Here is an 18,999-nt window from a genome sequence, read left to right on the forward strand (position 1 = left end):
ACACACATGGCGAACTACACCGCCGCTGACATCAAGGCGCTTCGCGAGAAGACCGGCGCCGGCATGATGGACGTCAAGAAGGCGCTGGACGAGGCCAACGGCGACGCCGACAAGGCCATCGAGATCATCCGCGTCAAGGGCCTGAAGGGCGTGGCCAAGCGTGAGGGCCGCGCGGCCTCCGACGGCCTCGTCGCGATCGAGGTCGTCGCCGACGGCGAGGGCGAGACCGGTGTCATGGTCGAGCTCAACTCCGAGACGGACTTCGTCGCGAAGAACCAGGTGTTCATCACCCTCGCCGAGCAGGTCCTCGCGGCCGCCGTCGCCTCCGGCGCGGCCGACGTCGAGACCCTCCTCGCGGCCCCCGCCGGTGACAGCACCGTCGGCGCCCTCGTCGACGAGCACGCCGCCACCCTCGGCGAGAAGCTCGTCGTGCGTCGCGTGGCCCGCCTCTCCGGCGCGAAGGTGGCGCACTACCTGCACCGCACCGCCAAGGACCTGCCCCCGCAGGTCGGCGTCCTCGTCGCCACGGACGCCGCCGGCGCCGAGGTCGGCCGGGACGTCGCGATGCACATCGCGGCCTACAGCCCGCAGTACCTCACGCGCGACGAGGTTCCCGAGGACGTCGTCGCCAACGAGCGTCGCATCGCCGAGGAGACCTCCCGCAACGAGGGCAAGCCCGAGGCCGCGCTCCCGAAGATCGTCGAGGGCCGCATGAACGGCTTCTTCAAGGAGACCGTGCTCCTCGACCAGGCTTACGCCCGTGACCCGAAGACCACGGTCGGCAAGGTCGTCGAGGGTGCTGGTGGCACGCTGACCGGCTTCGTCCGGTTCCGCGTCGGCGCCTGACGCACACAGTCAGTCCGGTGGCCCCGGCCCGCACGGGCCGGGGCCACCCGCACACCATCTTCCGGAGGTCTGCATGAACGTCTCGTCCGACACTCCCGCGAGCGGGCCCTCGCCCCGCCGGGTCCTCCTCAAGCTGTCCGGTGAGGTCTTCGGCGGCGGATCGATCGGTCTCGACGCGGACGTCGTGGCCGGCGTGGCGAAGGAGATCGCCGAGGCGAACGCCGCCGGCGTGCAGATCGCCATCGTCGTCGGCGGTGGCAACTTCTTCCGCGGCGCCGAGCTCTCCCAGCGCGGCCTGGACCGTTCCCGCGCCGACTACATGGGCATGCTCGGCACCGTGATGAACGCCCTGGCCCTCCAGGACTTCCTCGAGCAGGCCGGCGTGCGCACCCGCGTGCAGACCGCCATCACGATGGGCCAGGTCGCCGAGCCCTACATCCCGCTGCGCGCCGTGCGGCACCTGGAGAAGGGCCGCGTCGTCATCTTCGGCGCCGGTGCGGGCATGCCCTTCTTCTCCACCGACACGGTCTCGGCCCAGCGTGCGCTCGAGACGCACTGCGACGAGGTCCTCGTCGGCAAGAACGGCGTCGACGGCGTCTACACCGCCGACCCGAACCTCGACCCCACGGCCACCCGCCTGGACCACGTGACCTACGGCGACGCGCTGCGCCAGGGCCTGCGGGTCGTCGACGCCGCCGCGTTCTCGCTGTGCATGGACAACGGCCTGACCATGCGCGTGTTCGGCATGACCACGCCCGGGAACGTCACGCGTGCGCTGCTGGGTGAGAAGATCGGCACACTGGTGACGGTCGACGGCGGTGGCGACACCTCCGCGGCAGGAGACGACATGAAGGAGACACGGTGATCGACGAGATCCTCCTCGAGGCCGAGGAGAAGATGGACAAGGCTGTCGAGGTGGCCAGCGAGGACTTCGCGGGCATCCGCACCGGCAGGGCGAACGCGGGGATGTTCTCCAAGATCCTCGTCGACTACTACGGCGCTCCGACGCCGCTGCAGCAGCTCGGCTCCCTGACGATCCCCGAGGCGCGCACCGTCCTCATCCAGCCCTACGACCGCGGCGCCGCCAACGCGATCATCAAGGCGCTGCGCGAGTCGGACCTGGGCGTCAACCCCACGGACGACGGCAACGTCATCCGCGTCGCGCTGCCCGTCCTTACCGAGGAGCGCCGCCGCGACTACGTCAAGCTCGCCAAGACCAAGGCGGAGGACGCGCGCATCTCCATCCGCAACGTCCGCCGCAAGTCCAAGGACGAGCTCGACCGGATGAAGAAGGACGGCGAGGCCGGCGAGGACGAGGTCGACCGCGCCGAGAAGGAGCTCGAGGGGCTGACGAAGAAGCGCGTCGACGCCGTCGACGAGCTCCTCGCCGGCAAGGAACGAGAGCTCCTCGAGGTCTGAGTGAGCACCACCGGCGGTGACCCGCCGCTCACCCGCCGTCAGATCCGTGAGATCCAGGAGGGTGCGCGGCGCGCCATCGTGACCCAGGCGCCGCCCAAGCCGGCCAGCCGTGCGGGACGCAACCTGCCCGCGGCGATCGCCGTCGGTCTGGGCCTGCTCGGCGTGCTCCTCCTGAGCCTGTTCGTGCGCGAGGAGGCGTTCGTCGTGCTCGCGCTGCTCGCCACGAGCGGCGCGCTGTGGGAGTTCGCGCGCGCCGTCGGCACCCGCGGTGTCGACGTGCCGCTCCTGCCGCTGTGGGTGGGCAACGCCGGCATCCTCGTCTCGGCCTACACGGCCGGGGCGGGGGCGATGCTCGTCGCCTTCTTCCTCACCGCGGGCGGCGTGCTCGTGTGGCGCGTGCTCGACGGCGGAGGTCCCGACGCCGTCCGCGACGCCTGCGCCGGCATCCTCGCCTCCGCCTACGTCTCCTTCCTCGCCGGCTTCGCCGTCCTCCTGCTCACCGAGGACCGCGGGCCCTGGCTCGTCCTCACCCTCGTGCTGTGCGCCGTCGCCAACGACACCGGTGGCTACATCGCCGGCGTCCTCGTCGGCCGCCACCCGATGGCCCCCTCGATCAGCCCGAAGAAGTCCTGGGAGGGAGCCGGCGGCTCGCTCGTGCTCGCGGCCGCCGTGGGCGTGGGTCTGGCGCTCCTCGCGCTGGACGCGCCGTGGTGGGTGGGGCTGGTCCTCGGGGCCGGCGCCGTCGTCACCGCCACCGTCGGGGACCTCTCGGAGTCGCTTCTCAAGCGTGATCTCGGACTCAAGGACATGGGCACGCTCCTGCCCGGGCACGGCGGAATCCTCGACAGGCTGGACTCCCTGCTCATGACGGCGCCGGCGAGCTACCTGCTGCTCACGACGTTCGTCGGCTGATTCCCAGGAACGCATGGAACAATCGGCACCGACATGTCGACGACTTCATCCCTCCCTCCGACGCCAGGCGCTGCCGGTGCACGGCCCCAGCTGACCTTCACCGCGCGCCGCCGTGGCAAGCCGCCGCGCCACCTGGCCGACCTCACCCGTGAGGATCGCGCCGCGGTGCTGCGCGAGAAGGACCTGCCCGCCTTCCGGGCCGACCAGCTCTCGCGCCACTACTTCAGCCACCTCACGCGTGACGACGCCGCGATGAGCGACCTGCCGGCCAGCGGCCGCGACGAGCTCGTCGACGAGCTGCTGCCCGAGCTCCTCACCGAGGTTCACACCCTCCAGGCCGACGGCGGAGCCACCCGCAAGGCGCTGTGGAGCCTCTTCGACGGCGCCAAGGTCGAGTCCGTCCTCATGCGCTACTCCGAGCGCGCCACCCTGTGCGTGTCCTCGCAGGCCGGCTGCGGGATGGCCTGCCCCTTCTGCGCGACGGGCCAGCAGGGCCTGACCCGCAACCTCTCGACGGCGGAGATCGTCGAGCAGGTGCGCGTGGCGGCCGCGGCCTGCCGCGACGGGCTCCTCACCGGTGGGCCGACCCGCCTCACCAACGTCGTGTTCATGGGCATGGGCGAGCCGCTGGCCAACTACCGGGCCGTGGTCAACGCGGTGCGCCGGATGGTCGAGCCCAGCCCCGCGGGCTTCGGGCTGTCCGCCCGCAACGTCACCGTCTCGACGGTCGGCCTCGTGCCCGCGATCGACAAGCTCGCGAAGGAGGGGTTGCCGGTGACGCTGGCCGTCTCCCTCCACGCCCCCGACGACGGTCTGCGCGACGAGCTCATCCCGATCAACTCCCGTTGGAAGGTCGGTGAGCTGCTCGACGCGGCCCGCCGCTACTTCGACGCCACCGGGCGCCGCGTGAGCATCGAGTACGCGCTCATCCGCGACATCAACGACCACCAGTGGCGCGCCCAGCTCCTCGCCGACGAGCTCCTCGCCCGCGGCAAGGGCTGGATCCACGTCAACCCGATCCCGCTCAACCCCACGCCGGGCTCCAAGTGGACCGCCTCGGACCCCGACGTCGAGGACACCTTCGTCCGGACGCTGCGCAAGGCCGGGATCCCGACGACGGTCCGCGACACCCGCGGCAGCGACATCGACGGCGCCTGCGGCCAGCTCGCGGCCGAGCAGCTCGCCACCGCGGCGCCCAAGGTCGGTGTCCCCGAGGTGAAGGAGCCCACGCGATGAGCACGCTGTTCCCGGTCGTGGGGCGGATGAGCACCGGCTACGACCGCGAGCAGGTCGAGGAGTTCTTCACCCGTGCCCGCCAGGCCTACGAGGCTGGGCGTTCCGGGAACGACGGCAGCCTCACCGAGACCGAGGTCCGCCAGGTGGCCTTCGACCTCGTCCGCGCCGGCTACGCGACCGGCTCGGTGGACTCGGCGCTCGACCGCCTCGAGGCCGCGCTCGTCCAGCGGCGCCGCGACGCCTTCGTCGCCTCCCGCGGCCAGCAGGCGTGGATGGACCGCATCGCCGAGCGCGCCACCACGCTCTACCCGCGCCTCGTGCGCCCGGCCGGGGAGCGTTTCGCGGCGCCCGAGCGGGGCCGCGGCTACGACCGCGACGCCGTCGACGACCTCATGGACCGGCTCGTCGCCTACTTCGACGCCGACGGCGACCTCACCGCCGCCGAGCTGCGCACCGTCACCTTCCCCTCCGCGCGCCGCGACAAGGCCTACGCCGAGGGAGTCGTCGACGCCTACCTCGACCGCGCCGTCGAGGTCCTCCTGGCCGTCGAATGACCACGCTCACGCTGCTCGGCTCGACGGGCTCCATCGGGACCCAGGCCCTGGAGGTCGTCTCCCGCGGCGGCTACGAGGTCGCCGCGCTGGCGGCCGGCGGGGCCAACCTGCGGCTCCTCGCCGAGCAGGTCGTCGACCACGACGTGCCGCTCGTCGCCGTCTCCCGCGGCAGTGCCGCGGACGTGCGTGACGCCGTCGCCGCCGTCGCGGCCGAGCGCGGCGTGCCCGCCCCTCCGGTCGAGGTGCTCGTGGGGGAGGGGGCCGCGGCTGAGCTCGCCGGCGCCGGCAGCGACGTCGTCCTCAACGGCGTCACCGGCTCGGTCGGCCTGGAGCCCACCCTCGCTGCCCTGCGCGCCGGGTCCAGCCTGGCATTGGCGAACAAGGAGTCGCTCGTCATCGGCGGCGCCCTCGTGCGCGCCGCGCGGCAGCGGCCCGACCAGATCGTCCCCGTCGACTCCGAGCACTCGGCCATGGCCCAGGCGCTGCGCTCCGGCGCGCACGCCGAGGTCGCCCGGCTCGTCCTCACCGCCTCCGGCGGTCCCTTCCGCGGCAAGCGGCGCGAGGAGCTCACCGGCGTCACCGCCGCCCAGGCGCTGGCCCACCCCACGTGGGCGATGGGACCGGTCGTCACGGTGAACTCCGCGACCCTCGTCAACAAGGGGCTGGAGCTCATCGAGGCGCACCTGCTCTTCGACGTCGCCGTCGAGGACATCACCGTCGTCGTCCACCCGCAGTCCGTCGTCCACTCGATGGTCGAGTTCGTCGACGGCTCGACCATCGCCCAGGCGTCCCCGCCCGACATGCGTCTGCCCATCGCGCTGGCCCTGTCCTGGCCCGCCCGCCCCAGCGCGCCGTCGCCCCGTGCCGCTGGGACGAGGTGACGAGCTGGACCTTCGAGCCGCTCGACGAGGACACCTTCCGCGGGGTGCGCCTGGCCCGCCAGGCGGCCGCCGCCTCGGCCACCCACCCGGCCGTCCTCAACGCCGCCAACGAGGAGTGCGTCGCCGCCTTCCTCGACGGCCGGCTCAGCTTCCTCGCCATCACCGACATCCTCGAGCAGGTCCTCGCGGAGCACGACGGCGTCCCCGCCGCGAGCCTCGACCTCGCCACGGTCCACGCCGCCGAGGCCTGGGCCCGGCACCGCGCCCGGGAGCTGGCAGGCACGCGATGAGCTTCATCGTCGGCGTCCTCGTCCTCGTCGTCGGGCTCGTCGTCTCGATCGCGCTCCACGAGGTCGGGCACCTCGTGCCCGCCAAGCGCTTCGGCGTCAAGGTCACCGAGTACTTCGTCGGCTTCGGCCCCACCCTGTGGTCCCGCCGCCGCGGGGAGACCGAGTACGGCGTCAAGGCCGTCCCGCTCGGCGGCTACGTCCGGATGGTCGGGATGTACCCGCCCGCGCGGACCGACCGGCCCGTGCGCCGCCGTCGTGACGGCCGCGCCACCCTCGTCGAGGAGGCCCGCGAGTACGCGCTGGCCGAGGTCGGCCCCGGCGAGGAGCACCGCACCTTCTCGGCCCTCAGCGTCCCGAAGAAGCTCGTCGTCATGCTGGGCGGGCCGGTGATGAACCTCCTCATCGCCGTCGTCCTCCTGGCCGTCGTGCTCGTCGGCGTCGGCGTGCCCGCCTACACCGCCACCCTCGGAAACGTCCAGGAGTGCCTGCCCGCCGACCCGGCGGCCACCGAGTGCGCCGCCGCCGACCCGGCCGCGCCCGGCGCCGTCGCCGGCCTGCAGCCGGACGACACCGTCCTCTCGTGGGGCGGACGACCGGTCGAGACGTGGGACGACGTCCGCGCCGCCATCGCCGCGTCCGGGCCCAGCCCGGCCGCCGTCGTCGTCGAGCGCGACGGGCAGGAGCGCACGGTCACGGTGACGCCCGTGATGACCGAGCGGCCCGTCGTCGTCGACGGCGAGGTCGTCACCGACGACGCCGGTGAGCCGGTGACCGAGCCGCAGCCCTTCGTCGGCATCGGGCCGCTTGCCGAGCTCGTGCCGCAGCCCGTCACCGCCGTCCCCGGCCGGGTCGCGGAGGCGGTGGGCGCGACCGTCAACGTCGTCCTCACGCTGCCGCAGCGGCTCGTCGACGTCGCCCAGGCGGCCTTCGGCGAGGAGGAGCGCGACCCGGGCGTCGTCGGGCTCGTCGGCGTCGGCCGCTTCGCCGGGGAGATCGCCTCCATCGACAGCGAGCGGTACGGCGTCGTCGAGCGGGCGGCGGACCTCCTCGGTCTGCTTGCCTCCCTCAATCTCGCGCTGTTCGTCTTCAACCTCGTCCCGCTGCTCCCGCTCGACGGCGGCCACATCGCCGGCGCCCTGTGGGAGGGGCTACGCCGCCGGGTCGCGGCGTGGCGCGGCCGCCCGGACCCCGGCCCCGTCGACGTCGCACGGATGCTGCCGCTCACCTACGTCGTCGTCGTCGCGATGGTGGGCATGAGCCTGCTCCTCGCCTACGCCGACATCGTGCGGCCGGTCACCCTCACCGGCTGAGCCGTGCACACAGGTGGCGCGGTGGGGGATACTGGCGAGGTGAGTACACCGATCTCCCTCGGCATCCCGACCGTCAAGGAGCAGCCGCCCGTGCTGGCTCCCCGTCGGCCCACCCGCAAGATCCGGGTCGGCAACGTCGAGGTGGGTGGTGACGCGCCGGTCAGCGTCCAGTCGATGACGACGACGAAGACCCACGACATCAACGCCACGCTCCAGCAGATCGCCGAGCTCACCGCCTCGGGCTGCGACATCGTCCGGGTGGCCTGCCCCACGGACAAGGATGCCGAGGCGCTGCCGATCATCGCCAAGAAGTCCCAGATCCCGGTGATCGCCGACATCCACTTCCAGCCGAAGTACGTCTTCGCGGCCATCGAGGCCGGCTGCGGCGCGGTGCGCGTCAACCCCGGCAACATCCGCAAGTTCGACGACAAGGTCAAGGAGATCGCCAAGGCTGCCGCAGGCGCCGGCGTCTCCCTGCGGATCGGCGTCAACGCCGGCTCGCTCGACCCGCGGCTGCTCAAGAAGTACGGCAAGGCCACGCCGGAGGCGCTCGTCGAGTCCGCCGTGTGGGAGGCCTCCCTCTTCGAGGAGCACGGCTTCCACGACTTCAAGATCTCGGTCAAGCACAACGACCCCGTCGTCATGGTGCGCGCCTACGAGCTGCTCTCCGAGCAGGGCGACTGGCCGCTGCACCTCGGCGTCACCGAGGCCGGCCCCGCCTTCCAGGGCACGATCAAGTCCGCCACCGCCTTCGGTGCGCTGCTGTCCAAGGGCATCGGCGACACCATCCGCGTCTCTCTCTCAGCCCCGCCGGTGGAGGAGATCAAGGTCGGCAACCAGATCCTCGAGTCGCTCAACCTGCGTCCCCGCAAGCTCGAGATCGTCTCCTGCCCCTCCTGCGGCCGCGCCCAGGTGGACGTCTACCAGCTGGCCGACGACGTCACCGCCGGCCTGGAGGGAATGACCGTCCCGCTGCGCGTCGCCGTCATGGGCTGCGTCGTCAACGGCCCCGGTGAGGCGCGCGAGGCCGACCTCGGCGTGGCCTCCGGCAACGGCAAGGGCCAGATCTTCGTCAAGGGCGAGGTCATCAAGACCGTCCCCGAGGACCAGATCGTCGAGACCCTCATCGCCGAGGCCAACCGGATCGCCGAGGAGATGGGCCTCGAGTCGGAGCCCGGCGGACCCGTCGTCACGGTCAGCTGAGCGGAGCCCCCGTGCTGGGCAGGTGGCGCCACCCCGTGGGCCCGCGCGTCCGTCCCCTGCGGGAGGAGGACCGTGAGGCGGCCCTCGGGCTGTGCGCCGCCGACCCCGTCGGCAACGTCCTCGCCGCCGTCCAGGTCGAGGCGCTCGGCCGCCGCCGGCTGCCCGGTGCCGAGCTGCTCGGCGTGTGGTGCGACGGGGAGCTGCGGGCCATGTGCTGGTCCGGCGCCAACCTCGTGCCCGTCGCGGTCGACGAGCCGGAGCTGCTCGACGCCGTCGCCGAGCACGTTCGCGGCCGCGGGCGGCGGGCGTCCTCGATCGTCGGCCCCGCCGAGCAGGTGCTGGGCCTGTGGGACCGGCTCGGTCCCGGCTGGCTGCCCCCGCGCGAGGTCCGTGCCGACCAGCCGTCGATGGCGATCTCCGACACCCCCGCCGTCGAGCCCGACCCGCGGGTGCGGCTGAGCAGCCTCGAGGACCTCGACGTCGTCGTCCCGGCCTGCGTGGCGATGTTCACCGAGGAGGTGGGCTACTCGCCCCTCGCCTCGGGCGGCGCCTACGCGGCGCGGGTCCACGAGCTCGTCTCGACCCAGCGCTCCTACGTCCGCATCGAGGACGCCCCCGAGGGCCGGCGCGTCGTCTTCAAGGCCGAGGTCGGTGCGTGCGCGCTCGGCGTCGCCCAAATCCAGGGCGTGTGGGTCCACCCCGAGCACCGCGGGCAGGGCGTCGCCGCGCCGGCGATGGCCGCCGTCGTCGAGGACGTGCGCCGCCGGACCGCGCCGGTGGTCTCCCTCTACGTCAACGGGTACAACACCCCCGCCATCGCGACCTACCGCCGCACCGGCTTCGAGCAGGTCGGCACGTACGCCACCGTCCTCTTCTGAGCGGGATCCCGCTCTCAGCGGAGGGAACCCCTCCCGCGCCGAGCGCTGAGCTGTTACCCGGCGCCCCCGCCTCCCGCGCCGAGCGCTGAGTTGTTACGTGGCGCCCCGCCCACGGCGACAGAGGGCGCCCGTAAGAAGTCAGCCCTCGGCGGTGGGGGCGTGGGTAACAAGTCAGCGCTCGGCGGAGGGGGCGCTCCCGGTGCCGAGAGCTGGATTGGTCCGCGGGGCGATACGCTGGCCCGCGTGCTGATGCGGATGTCGACCCTGTTCCTGCGGACCCTGCGTGAAGACCCGGTGGACGCCGAGCTGCCGAGCCACCGGCTGCTCGTGCGGGCCGGCTACATCCGCCGTGCCGCCCCCGGCATCTACACCTGGCTGCCGCTGGGCCTGCGGGTCCTCGGCAAGATCGAGCAGGTCGTGCGCGAGGAGATGACCGCCGCGGGCGCCCAGGAGGTCCACTTCCCGGCGCTGCTGCCGCGCGAGCCCTACGAGGCCACCGGCCGCTGGACCGAGTACGGCCCCAACCTCTTCCGCCTCCAGGACCGCCGCGAGAACGACTACCTCCTCGCGCCCACCCACGAGGAGATGTTCACCCTCCTCGTCAAGGACCTGTACTCCTCGTACAAGGACCTGCCGCTCACGCTCTTCCAGATCCAGACGAAGTACCGCGACGAGGCGCGCCCGCGCGCCGGACTGCTGCGCGGACGCGAGTTCATCATGAAGGACGCCTACTCCTTCGACATCGACGACGCCGGTCTCGAGCGCTCCTACCGCGCCCAGCGCGAGGCTTACGAGCGGATCTTCACGCGCCTCGGCCTCGAGTACGTCATCGTCGCGGCGACGAGCGGCGCGATGGGTGGCTCCCGCTCCGAGGAGTTCCTCTTCCCGACGCCGTCCGGCGAGGACACCTTCGTCCGCTCGCCCGGCGGGTACGCGGCCAACGTCGAGGCCGCCCTCACGGCCGTGCCCGAGCCCGTCGACGCGACCGACCTGCCGCCGGCACAGGTCCGCGACACCCCCGACTCCACGACCATCGACACCCTTGTGTCGCAGGCCAACGAGCTCTACCCGCGCCCCGACCGTCCCTGGACGGCCGCGGACACGCTGAAGAACGTCGTCCTGGCCCTCGCCCACCCGGACGGCACCGAGGAGCTCGTCGTCGTCGGCCTGCCCGGGGACCGCGAGGTCGACCTCAAGCGGCTCGAGGGCGCCCTCGAGCCCACCCTCGTCGCGCCCGCCACCGACGAGCAGCTCGCCACGCGGCCCGAGCTCGTCAAGGGCTACATCGGTCCCGCCGTCATCGGCCCGAACACCGGCGACGACGGCGAGGAGCGCACCTCCCTGCGCTACCTCCTCGACCCCCGCGTCGTGCCCGGCACGAGCTGGATCACCGGTGCGAACGAGGACGGCAAGCACGTCTTCGGGCTCGTCGCCGGCCGCGACTTCACCGCCGACGGCACCATCGAGGCCGCCGAGGTGCGCGCGGGCGACCCCGCGCCGGACGGCTCCGGCCCGCTCGAGCTCGCCCGCGGTATCGAGATCGGCCACGTCTTCGCCCTCGGCCGCAAGTACGCCGAGGCGCTGGGCCTCAAGGTGCTCGACGAGAACGGCAAGGCCGTCACCGTGACGATGGGTTCCTACGGCATCGGTGTCAGCCGCGCGCTGGCCGCCGTCGCCGAGGCGACGTGCGACGACTCGGGCCTCGCCTGGCCGATGGCCCTGGCTCCCTTCCACGTCCACCTCCTCGCCACCGGCAAGGACCCCGCGGTCTTCGCCGAGGCCGAGCGCATCGGCGCCGAGCTCACCGCGCAGGGCATCGAGGTGCTCCTCGACGACCGTCCGAAGATGTCCGCGGGCGTGAAGTTCGCCGACTCCGAGCTCCTCGGCGTGCCGCTCGTGCTCGTCGTCGGCCGCGGGCTGGCCGAGGGCAAGGTCGAGCTGCGCGAGCGCGCCACGGGCGAGCGGCGCGAGGTGCCCGTCGCGGACGCCGTCGACGCGGTCGCCACGGCCGTTCGGGCCGCCCTCGGGAGCTGAGCGTCACCGTGTCCGGGCGCCGCGCGCTGGCGGCCGCGCTGCTCGCCGCGCTCACGCTGACGGGCTGCGGCGTCCGGCTCGAGACGCCGCCCCCGGAGGTCCCCACCGCCGACGCCGTGGAGGAGGCCCGCCAGGACGCCGTCCTCGTGGCCGCGCAGCTGCGTGACGCCGCTGGCACCGTGGCCGCGGGCGACGGCGCCGGCCTGGCCGACGTGCTCACCGCCGTCGAGGAGGCGTCGGCCGAGCACCACGAGGCGCTCGGCGGCGTGTGGGAGCCGTGGCCGGGTGCCGGCCCGGAGGCGACGGCGTACCCCGAGGACCCCACCACGCCCGAGCCCGCCGCGGCGGCGACGCCGCAGGAGGTCCTCGAGCTCCTCGAGGAGGGTGCTGCCACCGCGCGTGAGGACGCCCTTGCGCACGACGGTGAGCTCGGCCAGCTGCTCGCCGCCGTCGCGATCTCCCGCACCTGGCTCGCCGCGGACCTCGCGCGCACCCTGTCCGTCGACAGCGAGCGGCTCCCGGCCGAGCCGCAGCCGCCGCCCGAGCCCGGCACGGTCGACGCGGAGACCTCCCGCGCCCTCGACGCCGCCCGCTACGCCTTCGAGGTCGTCGCCGCCCGCAGCAGCGGTGCGCAGCGCGAGGCCGCCGCGGGGCGGACCGAGCAGCTTGCGCTCGTCGCCGGCGCCGTCGCCCCCGAGGAGGACGAGCGAGAGGTCGCCTACGACGTGAGCGACGCGGCGGACGCCGAGGCGCCGGAACGCGCCCTTGCAGGCGCCGCCGAGCTCGACGTCCTCGGCGCGTACGTCGCCCTGCTCGGGACACCGGTCGAGGACCGGGGCACCGTGCTCGACGCCGCGACCTACGCCGCCGGGCAGGCGCGGTCGTGGGATACCGCACTGCCGGCCCTGCCCGGCCTCTCCTGAGAGGGGCCCGCCCCCCGGGTAAGGTGTGGGAGTTCCGCAGCCGAGCCCCCAGGAGAGCACCATGGCACGCCCGTCGGACGTCGCAGCCGAGCTGCGCCGCGTCCTCGAGCCCGTCGTCACCGACGCCGGCCTGTACCTCGAGGACGTGAGCGTGAGCGCGGCCGGCCGGCACAGCGTCGTCCGGGTCGTCGTCGACCTCGCGGACGGGCCCGGCGGCGTCGGCTCCGACCTCCTCACCGACGTCTCCCGCCAGGTCTCCACGACCCTCGACGACGTCGACGTCGTCGCCGGGGCGTACACCCTCGAGGTCTCCACCCCCGGCGTCACGCGACCGCTGACGACGGCACGCCACTACCGCCGCGCCGAGGGGCGCCTTGTCCGCCTGCGCACCACGTCCGGCGCCCTGCGCGGACGCGTGCTCGCGGTCGACGGCGAGGACGTGGTCATCGACACTGAGGGCACGCGTCAGGTCGTCGCGCTGTCCGACATCACCTCGGGCACGGTCGAGCCCGAGCTGGGGCGTGCGGCAGACGCTGCCGCAGAGGGCTGAGGAGGACACATGGACATCGACATGACCGCGCTGCGCCTGATTGAGAGCGAGCGTGAGATCCGCCTCGACGTGCTGGTCGGCGCCATCGAGGAAGCACTCCTCCTCGCCTACCAGCGCACCCCCGGAGCCGCGGAGCGGGCCCGCGTGGAGGTGGACCGCCGCACCGGCCGCGTCACCGTCATGGCGACCGAGGTCGACGAGGAGGGCAACGCCGTCGGCGAGTTCGACGACACCCCCAGCGGCTTCGGCCGCATCGCCACCGCCACCGCCCGCAGCGTCATCGTCCAGCGGCTGCGCGACGCCGAGGACGACCAGGTGATGGGCTCGCTGCGCGACCGCGCCGGCACCCTCATCGCCGGCGTCGTCCAGCAGGGCCGCGACCCGCGTGTCGTCCTCGTCGACATCGGCGAGCTCGAGGCCGTGCTGCCCGCCCACGAGCAGGTGCCCACCGAGACCTACCGCCACGGCGACCGCCTGCGCGCCTACGTCCTGGAGGTGACGCGCGGTGCCAAGGGCCCCTCGGTCACCCTCTCGCGCACCCACCCCAACCTCGTGCGCGAGCTCTTCGCCCTCGAGGTGCCCGAGGTCGCCGACGGCAGCGTCGAGATCATGGCGCTGGCCCGCGAGGCCGGGCACCGCACGAAGATCGCCGTCGCCTCCACCGTCCCCGGCCTCAACGCCAAGGGCGCCTGCATCGGCCCGATGGGCCAGCGGGTGCGGGCCGTCATGAGCGAGCTCGACGGCGAGAAGATCGACATCGTCGACTACAGCGAGGACGCCGCGACCTTCGTCGGCAACGCGCTCTCGCCCGCCCGGGTGACGAGCGTCGAGGTCGTGGACGCCGAGGAGCGGTCCGCCCGCGTCGTCGTGCCCGACTTCCAGCTGTCCCTGGCCATCGGCAAGGAGGGCCAGAACGCCCGCCTCGCCGCGCGCCTCACCGGCTGGCGGATCGACATCCACTCGGACACCGAGGGCGAGCAGCCCGAGCGCTGAGCACCCTCGGCGTTGGCGTGTGAGGAAACACACCACCCCCCGCTGCGGGGCCCATCACTGTCCCGCAGGGGCCGGTGGGGGTAGACTTCCCGACGGGCCGCAGCCCGACTTCTCATGACTATGCCTCCTTCCCCCTCACCTCCCGGCGAGGGACAGGTGCGCACATGCGTGGGATGCCGGGCCAAGGCCCCGCGGTCCGCCCTCGTGCGTGTCGTCCTCGTTCCCCAGTCGCCTCGCGCGGTGGTGGACGAACGGACGGACGCTCCGGGGCGGGGGGCCTGGTTGCACGCCGACCGGGCTTGCCTGGACCTCGCCGATCGCCGGCGGGCGATCCCCCGGGCCCTGCGCTCCGCAGGACCGGTGGACACCACCGCCGTCACGGAGTGGTTCAGCACGAGAACGCCGGGTCAGACCTGAGCCGGCACGAGTCATCGACGAAGAAAGCGGGTTGGAAGCCGATGGGCACCCGATGAGTACCCAGCGATGAGTTTCAAGCACTAACACGGCCCCACCCTGTCCCGGGCGGGCCGAGACAGGAGAAATGTGGCAAAGCTTCGCGTCCACGAGCTCGCCAAGGAGCTCGGCGTCGACAGCAAGACGGTTCTGGCCAAGCTCGGTGAGCTCGGAGAGTTCGTCAAGTCGGCCTCGTCCACCGTCGAGGCGCCCGTCGTGCGCCGCCTCCGGGAGGCCATTCCCGCACCGTCGGCCTCCGAGGAGAAGCCGGCACCCAAGAAGGCGGTCAAGCCCAAGGCCCCCGCCGCCAAGACTGCTGAGCCCGAGGCCCCTGCCGCGCAGGAGACCCCGGCCGCACCCGCCGCCCCGGCACCCAGCCCAGCCCGCCCGGCGCCCGCCGCCGCGCGCGGCGTGGCGCCCAAGCCCGGTGCACCTGCACCGACCCCGGCGCCCGAGCCCAAGGCGGCCCCGGCAGCCGCCGAGCCCGCGCAGCCCGCCGCCGCGCAGCCCGCTGCCGAGGCGAGCACCTCCGAGGCGCCGACGCCGGCCCCCAAGGCCGCTGCCGGCCCCCAGCCCGGCGCCCCGCGCCCGGGTAACAACCCCTTCGCGACGAGCCAGGGTATGCCCCGGCCCGGTGGCAGCGGTGGACCCCGTCCCGGTGGTGCGCGCCCCGGCGCCCCGCGCCCGGGCAACAACCCCTTCGCCACGAGCCAGGGCATGCCCCGGCCCGGTGGCAGCGGTGGTGCCGGCGCAGCCGGCCCGCGTCCCGGTGGCCCCCGTCCCGGCGGTCCCCGCCCGGCTGCGGGCGCCGGTGCGGCAGGCCCGCGTCCGGGCGCGCCGCGTCCCGGCGGCGCACGCCCCAGCCCGGGCATGATGCCCGGCCGCAGCTCGGTCGGGACGCCTGGCGCCCCGGCTCGTGGTGGCGGCGGTGGCCGTGGCCGTCCCGGTGGCGGTGGCCCCGGTGGTCCCGGTGGCGCAGGCGGTCCCGGTGGTGGCGGTGGTCGTCCCGGCGGTTTCGCGGGTCGTGGTCGTCCCGGCGCACGCGGCGGTACGCAGGGTGCCTTCGGGCGTCCCGGTGGCCGTCCGGTGCGCGGACGCAAGTCCAAGCGCGCGAAGCGTCAGGAGTTCGAGCAGCAGGGCGCACCGAGCCTCGGTGGCGTCCAGGTTCCTCGCGGCAACGGCACTACCGAGGTGCAGATCCGCGCCGGCGCCAGCCTCGCGGACTTCGCCGACAAGATCGACGCGAACCCCGCAGCGCTCGTGACGGTGCTCTTCCACCTCGGCGAGATGGCCACGGCCACCCAGTCGCTGGACGAGGACACCTTCAAGGCGCTGGGTGACGAGCTCGGCTACATCATCAACATCGTCTCGCCCGAGGACGAGGACCGTGAGCTCCTCGGCGGCTTCGACATCGACCTCGACGCCGAGCTGGCCGGGGAGACCGACGAGGACCTCATGGCCCGTCCGCCGGTCGTCACGGTCATGGGTCACGTCGACCACGGAAAGACCAAGCTCCTCGACGCGATCCGCAGCACCGACGTCGTCGCCGGCGAGGCCGGTGGCATCACCCAGCACATCGGTGCGTACCAGATCTGGACCGAGCACGAGGGCTACGACCGCGCGCTCACCTTCATCGACACCCCCGGTCACGAGGCCTTCACGGCCATGCGTGCCCGTGGAGCCGACGTCACCGACATCGCGATCCTCGTGGTGGCGGCCGACGACGGTGTCATGCCTCAGACGGTCGAGGCACTCAACCACGCGCAGTCGGCCGGTGTGCCGATCGTCGTGGCCGTCAACAAGGTGGACAAGGAGGCGGCCAACCCCGCCAAGATCCGCCAGCAGCTGACCGAGTACAACCTCGTGGCCGAGGAGTACGGCGGCGACACGATGTTCGTCGACGTCTCCGCGCTCCAGCGGATGGGTATCGACGAGCTCCTCGAGGCCGTCCTCCTCACCGCGGACGCTGCCCTGGACCTGCGGGCCAACCCCGACAAGGACGCGCGCGGCGTCGCCATCGAGGCGAACCTCGACAAGGGCCGCGGCACGGTCGCGACCGTCCTCGTCCAGTCCGGAACCCTGCACGTCGGGGACGCCATCGTCGCCGGTACCGCCCACGGGCGCGTCCGGGCGATGTTCGACGAGCACGGCGTCCCGGTGGAGGAGGCCGGCCCCGCACGTCCCGTGCAGGTCCTCGGCCTCACCTCGGTGCCCCGCGCCGGTGACTCCTTCATCGTGGCCGGCGACGACCGCACCGCGCGTCAGATCGCTGACAAGCGGGCCGCCGCCGAGCGCGCCGCGACGCTGGCCAAGCGCCGCAAGCGCGTCTCGCTCGAGGACTTCACCGAGGCGCTCCAGCAGGGCCGGGTCGAGACCCTCAACCTCGTCCTCAAGGGCGACGTGTCCGGTGCCGTCGAGGCGCTGGAGGACTCGCTCCTCAAGATCGAGGTCGGCGACGAGGTCGCGCTGCGGATCATCCACCGCGGCGTGGGTGCCATCACCCAGAACGACGTCAACCTCGCCACGGTCGACAACGCCATCATCATCGGCTTCAACGTCAAGCCCGCGGAGCGGGTCACGGAGCTGGCCGACCGCGAGGGCGTCGACATCCGGTACTACTCGGTCATCTACCAGGCGATCGACGACGTCGAGCAGGCCCTCAAGGGCATGCTCAAGCCGGAGTACGAGGAGGTCCAGCTGGGCACCGCGGAGGTCCGCCAGGTGTTCCGCTCCTCCAAGGTCGGCAACATCGCCGGTTCGATCATCCGCTCCGGCACCATCCGTCGGAACACCAAGGCGCGCGTCCTGCGGGACGGCGTCGTGGTGGGGGAGAACGTCACGATCGACTCCCTGCGCCGCGAGAAGGACGACGTCACCGAGGTCCGCGAGGGCTTCGAGTGCGGTATCAGCCTCGGGTCGTTCAACGACATCACCGAGGGTGACGTCATCGAGACCTTCGAGATGCGCGAGAAGCCGCGCAAGTAGAGGGCTGCAGTCCTAGCGACGTGGCGCGCACCGACAGGTGCGCGCCACGTCGCGTCCCACGACAGGAGAGAACCATGGCCGACACCCCGCGGATGCGCCGCGTGAGTGACCGCATCCAGCAGATCGTCGCGTCGATGCTCGAGTCCCGCATCAAGGACCCGCGCCTCGGCTTCGTCACCGTGACGGAGGTCCGGGTGACCGGGGACCTCCAGCAGGCCACCGTCTACTACACGGTGCTGGGTGACGAGCAGGCCCAGCGGGACACCGCGGCCGCCCTTGCCTCCGCGCGCGGCCACATCCGCTCGGAGGTCGGCAAGCAGCTCGGTCTGCGGCTGACCCCGACGCTCGAGTTCACGGCCGACGTCGTGCCCGAGACCGCCGCCGACCTGGAGCGCGCCCTGCGCGAGGCCGCCGAGCGCGACGCCGAGCTGGCGCGCCTGGCCGCGGGTGCCCAGCCTGCCGGTGACGCCGACCCGTACCGCCGTCCCGCGACGGACGAGGTCGACGAGGCGGACGAGCCCGCCGACGACGCCCGCTGAGCCCGCCGTGCCGGTGAGCATCCCGCGGCTCGGCGCCTGCGGCGTCGCCGTCGGGGTGCTCTCCGGCCTGCTCGGCATCGGCGGGGGAGTGGTCCTCGTCCCGCTGCTCGTCCTCCTCATGGGGATGGCGCAGAAGCGGGCGCAGGCCACCTCCCTCGCCGCTATCACGCTCACAGCGGTGGCCGGCGCCGCCAGCTACGGCGTCGCGGGCGACGTCGTCCTCGTCCCGGCCCTCGTCGTCGCGGCCGGCGGGATCGTCGGCACGCTCGTCGGGGCCGAGCTCGTCCACCGGATGTCCGAGCGCACGCTGCGGATCGTGTTCGCCGCCGTCATGGTCGTCGTCGCCGTCCGGATGGCGCTCGCGCCGCCCGTCGAGGGCGCCGGCGAGCTCGCCCACCTCGACCCGCCGGTCCTCGTGAGCTACGTGGGCGCCGGGCTCCTCATGGGCCTGCTGTCGGCGCTGGTCGGTATCGGCGGCGGGGTCGTCATGGTCCCGTTGCTCGTCCTCGGCTTCGGCTTCTCGCCGCACGAGGCGCAGGGCACCTCGCTCGCCGTCATGGTTCCCGTCTCGCTCATGGGTGCCTGGCGTCATGCCCGCCGCGGCTACACCGACTGGCGCGCCGGGCTCGTGCTCGGGCTCGGAGGCGTCCTCGGCGCCCCGCTCGGCGCACTGCTCGCTCAGGCGGTGCCCGAGGTGTGGCTGCAGCGGCTCTTCGCCGTCCTGCTCGTCTACTCGGCCGTCCAGCTCGTCCTCAAGGCCCGCAAGCGCTGACAGACGGCGCCCCCTCTTGCGCCGAGAGCCGGATTCCTCCGCGGGCGGCGCGATGGAGCTCACCTCCTTGTGCCGAGAGCCGGATTCCTCCGCGGGCCACGCGTACGGAGGAATCCGGCTGTCGGCGAAAAAGGGGGGGCTTGCTTCTGGCGGAATCCGGCTGTCGGCGATGGGGGATGCTCGACAGCCGGGCGGAGGAATCCGGCTGTCGGCGGTGGGGG

Annotated in this window: 17 protein-coding genes and 1 pseudogene; all 18 read left to right on the forward strand. The window is 73.2% G+C overall.

Translation table 11 applies throughout. The features are described from left to right. Positions 1-6 precede the first annotated feature (6 nt). The 18 genes and pseudogenes from tsf (at position 7) to ACWPXV_RS09770 (ending at position 18,778) form a co-directional block, all read left to right on the forward strand. Complete coding sequence (gene tsf / locus ACWPXV_RS09685; RefSeq protein ID WP_454085042.1) at positions 7-846, forward strand: translation elongation factor Ts; 840 nt, start codon at positions 7-9, stop codon at positions 844-846. Positions 847-919: 73 nt separating this feature from the next. Further along, positions 920-1,711 (forward strand): UMP kinase, encoded by a 792-nt coding sequence (gene pyrH / locus ACWPXV_RS09690; protein WP_251304991.1) that lies wholly within the window; start codon positions 920-922, stop codon positions 1,709-1,711. Next, the gene (gene frr, locus ACWPXV_RS09695) at positions 1,708-2,265 is read left to right on the forward strand and encodes a ribosome recycling factor (RefSeq protein WP_454085043.1); all 558 of its coding nucleotides are present in this window, start codon (positions 1,708-1,710) and stop codon (positions 2,263-2,265) included. Before pyrH ends, frr begins: the two co-directional genes overlap by 4 nt. A gap of 78 nt (positions 2,266-2,343) precedes the next feature. Next, positions 2,344-3,177 (forward strand): phosphatidate cytidylyltransferase, encoded by an 834-nt coding sequence (locus tag ACWPXV_RS09700; protein WP_454085057.1) that lies wholly within the window; start codon positions 2,344-2,346, stop codon positions 3,175-3,177. Between the two features lie 33 nt (positions 3,178-3,210). Then, complete coding sequence (gene rlmN, locus ACWPXV_RS09705; protein WP_454085044.1) at positions 3,211-4,413, forward strand: 23S rRNA (adenine(2503)-C(2))-methyltransferase RlmN; 1,203 nt, start codon at positions 3,211-3,213, stop codon at positions 4,411-4,413. After that, on the forward strand, positions 4,410-4,967 hold the full coding sequence (locus tag ACWPXV_RS09710) for a DivIVA domain-containing protein (RefSeq protein ID WP_454085045.1): 558 nt from the start codon (positions 4,410-4,412) through the stop codon (positions 4,965-4,967). Before rlmN ends, ACWPXV_RS09710 begins: the two co-directional genes overlap by 4 nt. Continuing rightward, positions 4,964-6,138, forward strand: a pseudogene (gene dxr, locus ACWPXV_RS09715) (1-deoxy-D-xylulose-5-phosphate reductoisomerase). The gene ACWPXV_RS09710 and the pseudogene dxr overlap by 4 nt, the downstream one beginning before the upstream one ends. Then, entirely contained in the window at positions 6,135-7,448 is a 1,314-nt protein-coding gene (locus tag ACWPXV_RS09720) for a M50 family metallopeptidase (protein WP_454085046.1), read from the forward strand. The pseudogene dxr and the gene ACWPXV_RS09720 overlap by 4 nt, the downstream one beginning before the upstream one ends. A 39-nt stretch (positions 7,449-7,487) precedes the next feature. Further along, a complete protein-coding gene (gene ispG / locus ACWPXV_RS09725; RefSeq protein ID WP_454085047.1) occupies positions 7,488-8,651 on the forward strand; it encodes a flavodoxin-dependent (E)-4-hydroxy-3-methylbut-2-enyl-diphosphate synthase in 1,164 nt (387 codons plus the stop codon). 11 nt (positions 8,652-8,662) lie between these two features. Then, positions 8,663-9,529, forward strand: a complete 867-nt coding sequence (locus ACWPXV_RS09730; protein ID WP_454085048.1) for a GNAT family N-acetyltransferase — start codon at positions 8,663-8,665, stop codon at positions 9,527-9,529. 243 nt (positions 9,530-9,772) lie between these two features. After that, on the forward strand, positions 9,773-11,563 hold the full coding sequence (locus tag ACWPXV_RS09735; RefSeq protein ID WP_454085049.1) for a proline--tRNA ligase: 1,791 nt from the start codon (positions 9,773-9,775) through the stop codon (positions 11,561-11,563). Positions 11,564-11,571: 8 nt separating this feature from the next. Then, on the forward strand, positions 11,572-12,486 hold the full coding sequence (locus tag ACWPXV_RS09740; RefSeq protein ID WP_454085050.1) for a hypothetical protein: 915 nt from the start codon (positions 11,572-11,574) through the stop codon (positions 12,484-12,486). A gap of 61 nt (positions 12,487-12,547) precedes the next feature. Beyond that, positions 12,548-13,036 (forward strand): ribosome maturation factor RimP, encoded by a 489-nt coding sequence (locus ACWPXV_RS09745; RefSeq protein WP_454085051.1) that lies wholly within the window; start codon positions 12,548-12,550, stop codon positions 13,034-13,036. A gap of 9 nt (positions 13,037-13,045) precedes the next feature. Further along, positions 13,046-14,029, forward strand: a complete 984-nt coding sequence (nusA, locus tag ACWPXV_RS09750) for a transcription termination factor NusA (protein WP_454085052.1) — start codon at positions 13,046-13,048, stop codon at positions 14,027-14,029. 120 nt (positions 14,030-14,149) lie between these two features. After that, positions 14,150-14,446, forward strand: coding sequence for a YlxR family protein (locus ACWPXV_RS09755; protein ID WP_454085053.1), 297 nt, complete (start codon positions 14,150-14,152; stop codon positions 14,444-14,446). A gap of 126 nt (positions 14,447-14,572) precedes the next feature. After that, entirely contained in the window at positions 14,573-17,467 is a 2,895-nt protein-coding gene (gene infB, locus ACWPXV_RS09760) for a translation initiation factor IF-2 (protein WP_454085054.1), read from the forward strand. Between the two features lie 74 nt (positions 17,468-17,541). After that, positions 17,542-18,006, forward strand: coding sequence for a 30S ribosome-binding factor RbfA (rbfA, locus tag ACWPXV_RS09765; protein ID WP_251837962.1), 465 nt, complete (start codon positions 17,542-17,544; stop codon positions 18,004-18,006). A 7-nt stretch (positions 18,007-18,013) separates the two neighbouring features. Next, positions 18,014-18,778: a sulfite exporter TauE/SafE family protein gene (locus ACWPXV_RS09770; RefSeq protein ID WP_454085055.1), complete on the forward strand. Its 765-nt coding sequence runs from the start codon at positions 18,014-18,016 to the stop codon at positions 18,776-18,778. Positions 18,779-18,999 lie beyond the last annotated feature (221 nt).

The sequence above is a fragment of the Georgenia sp. Marseille-Q6866 genome (genome assembly GCF_965111665.1).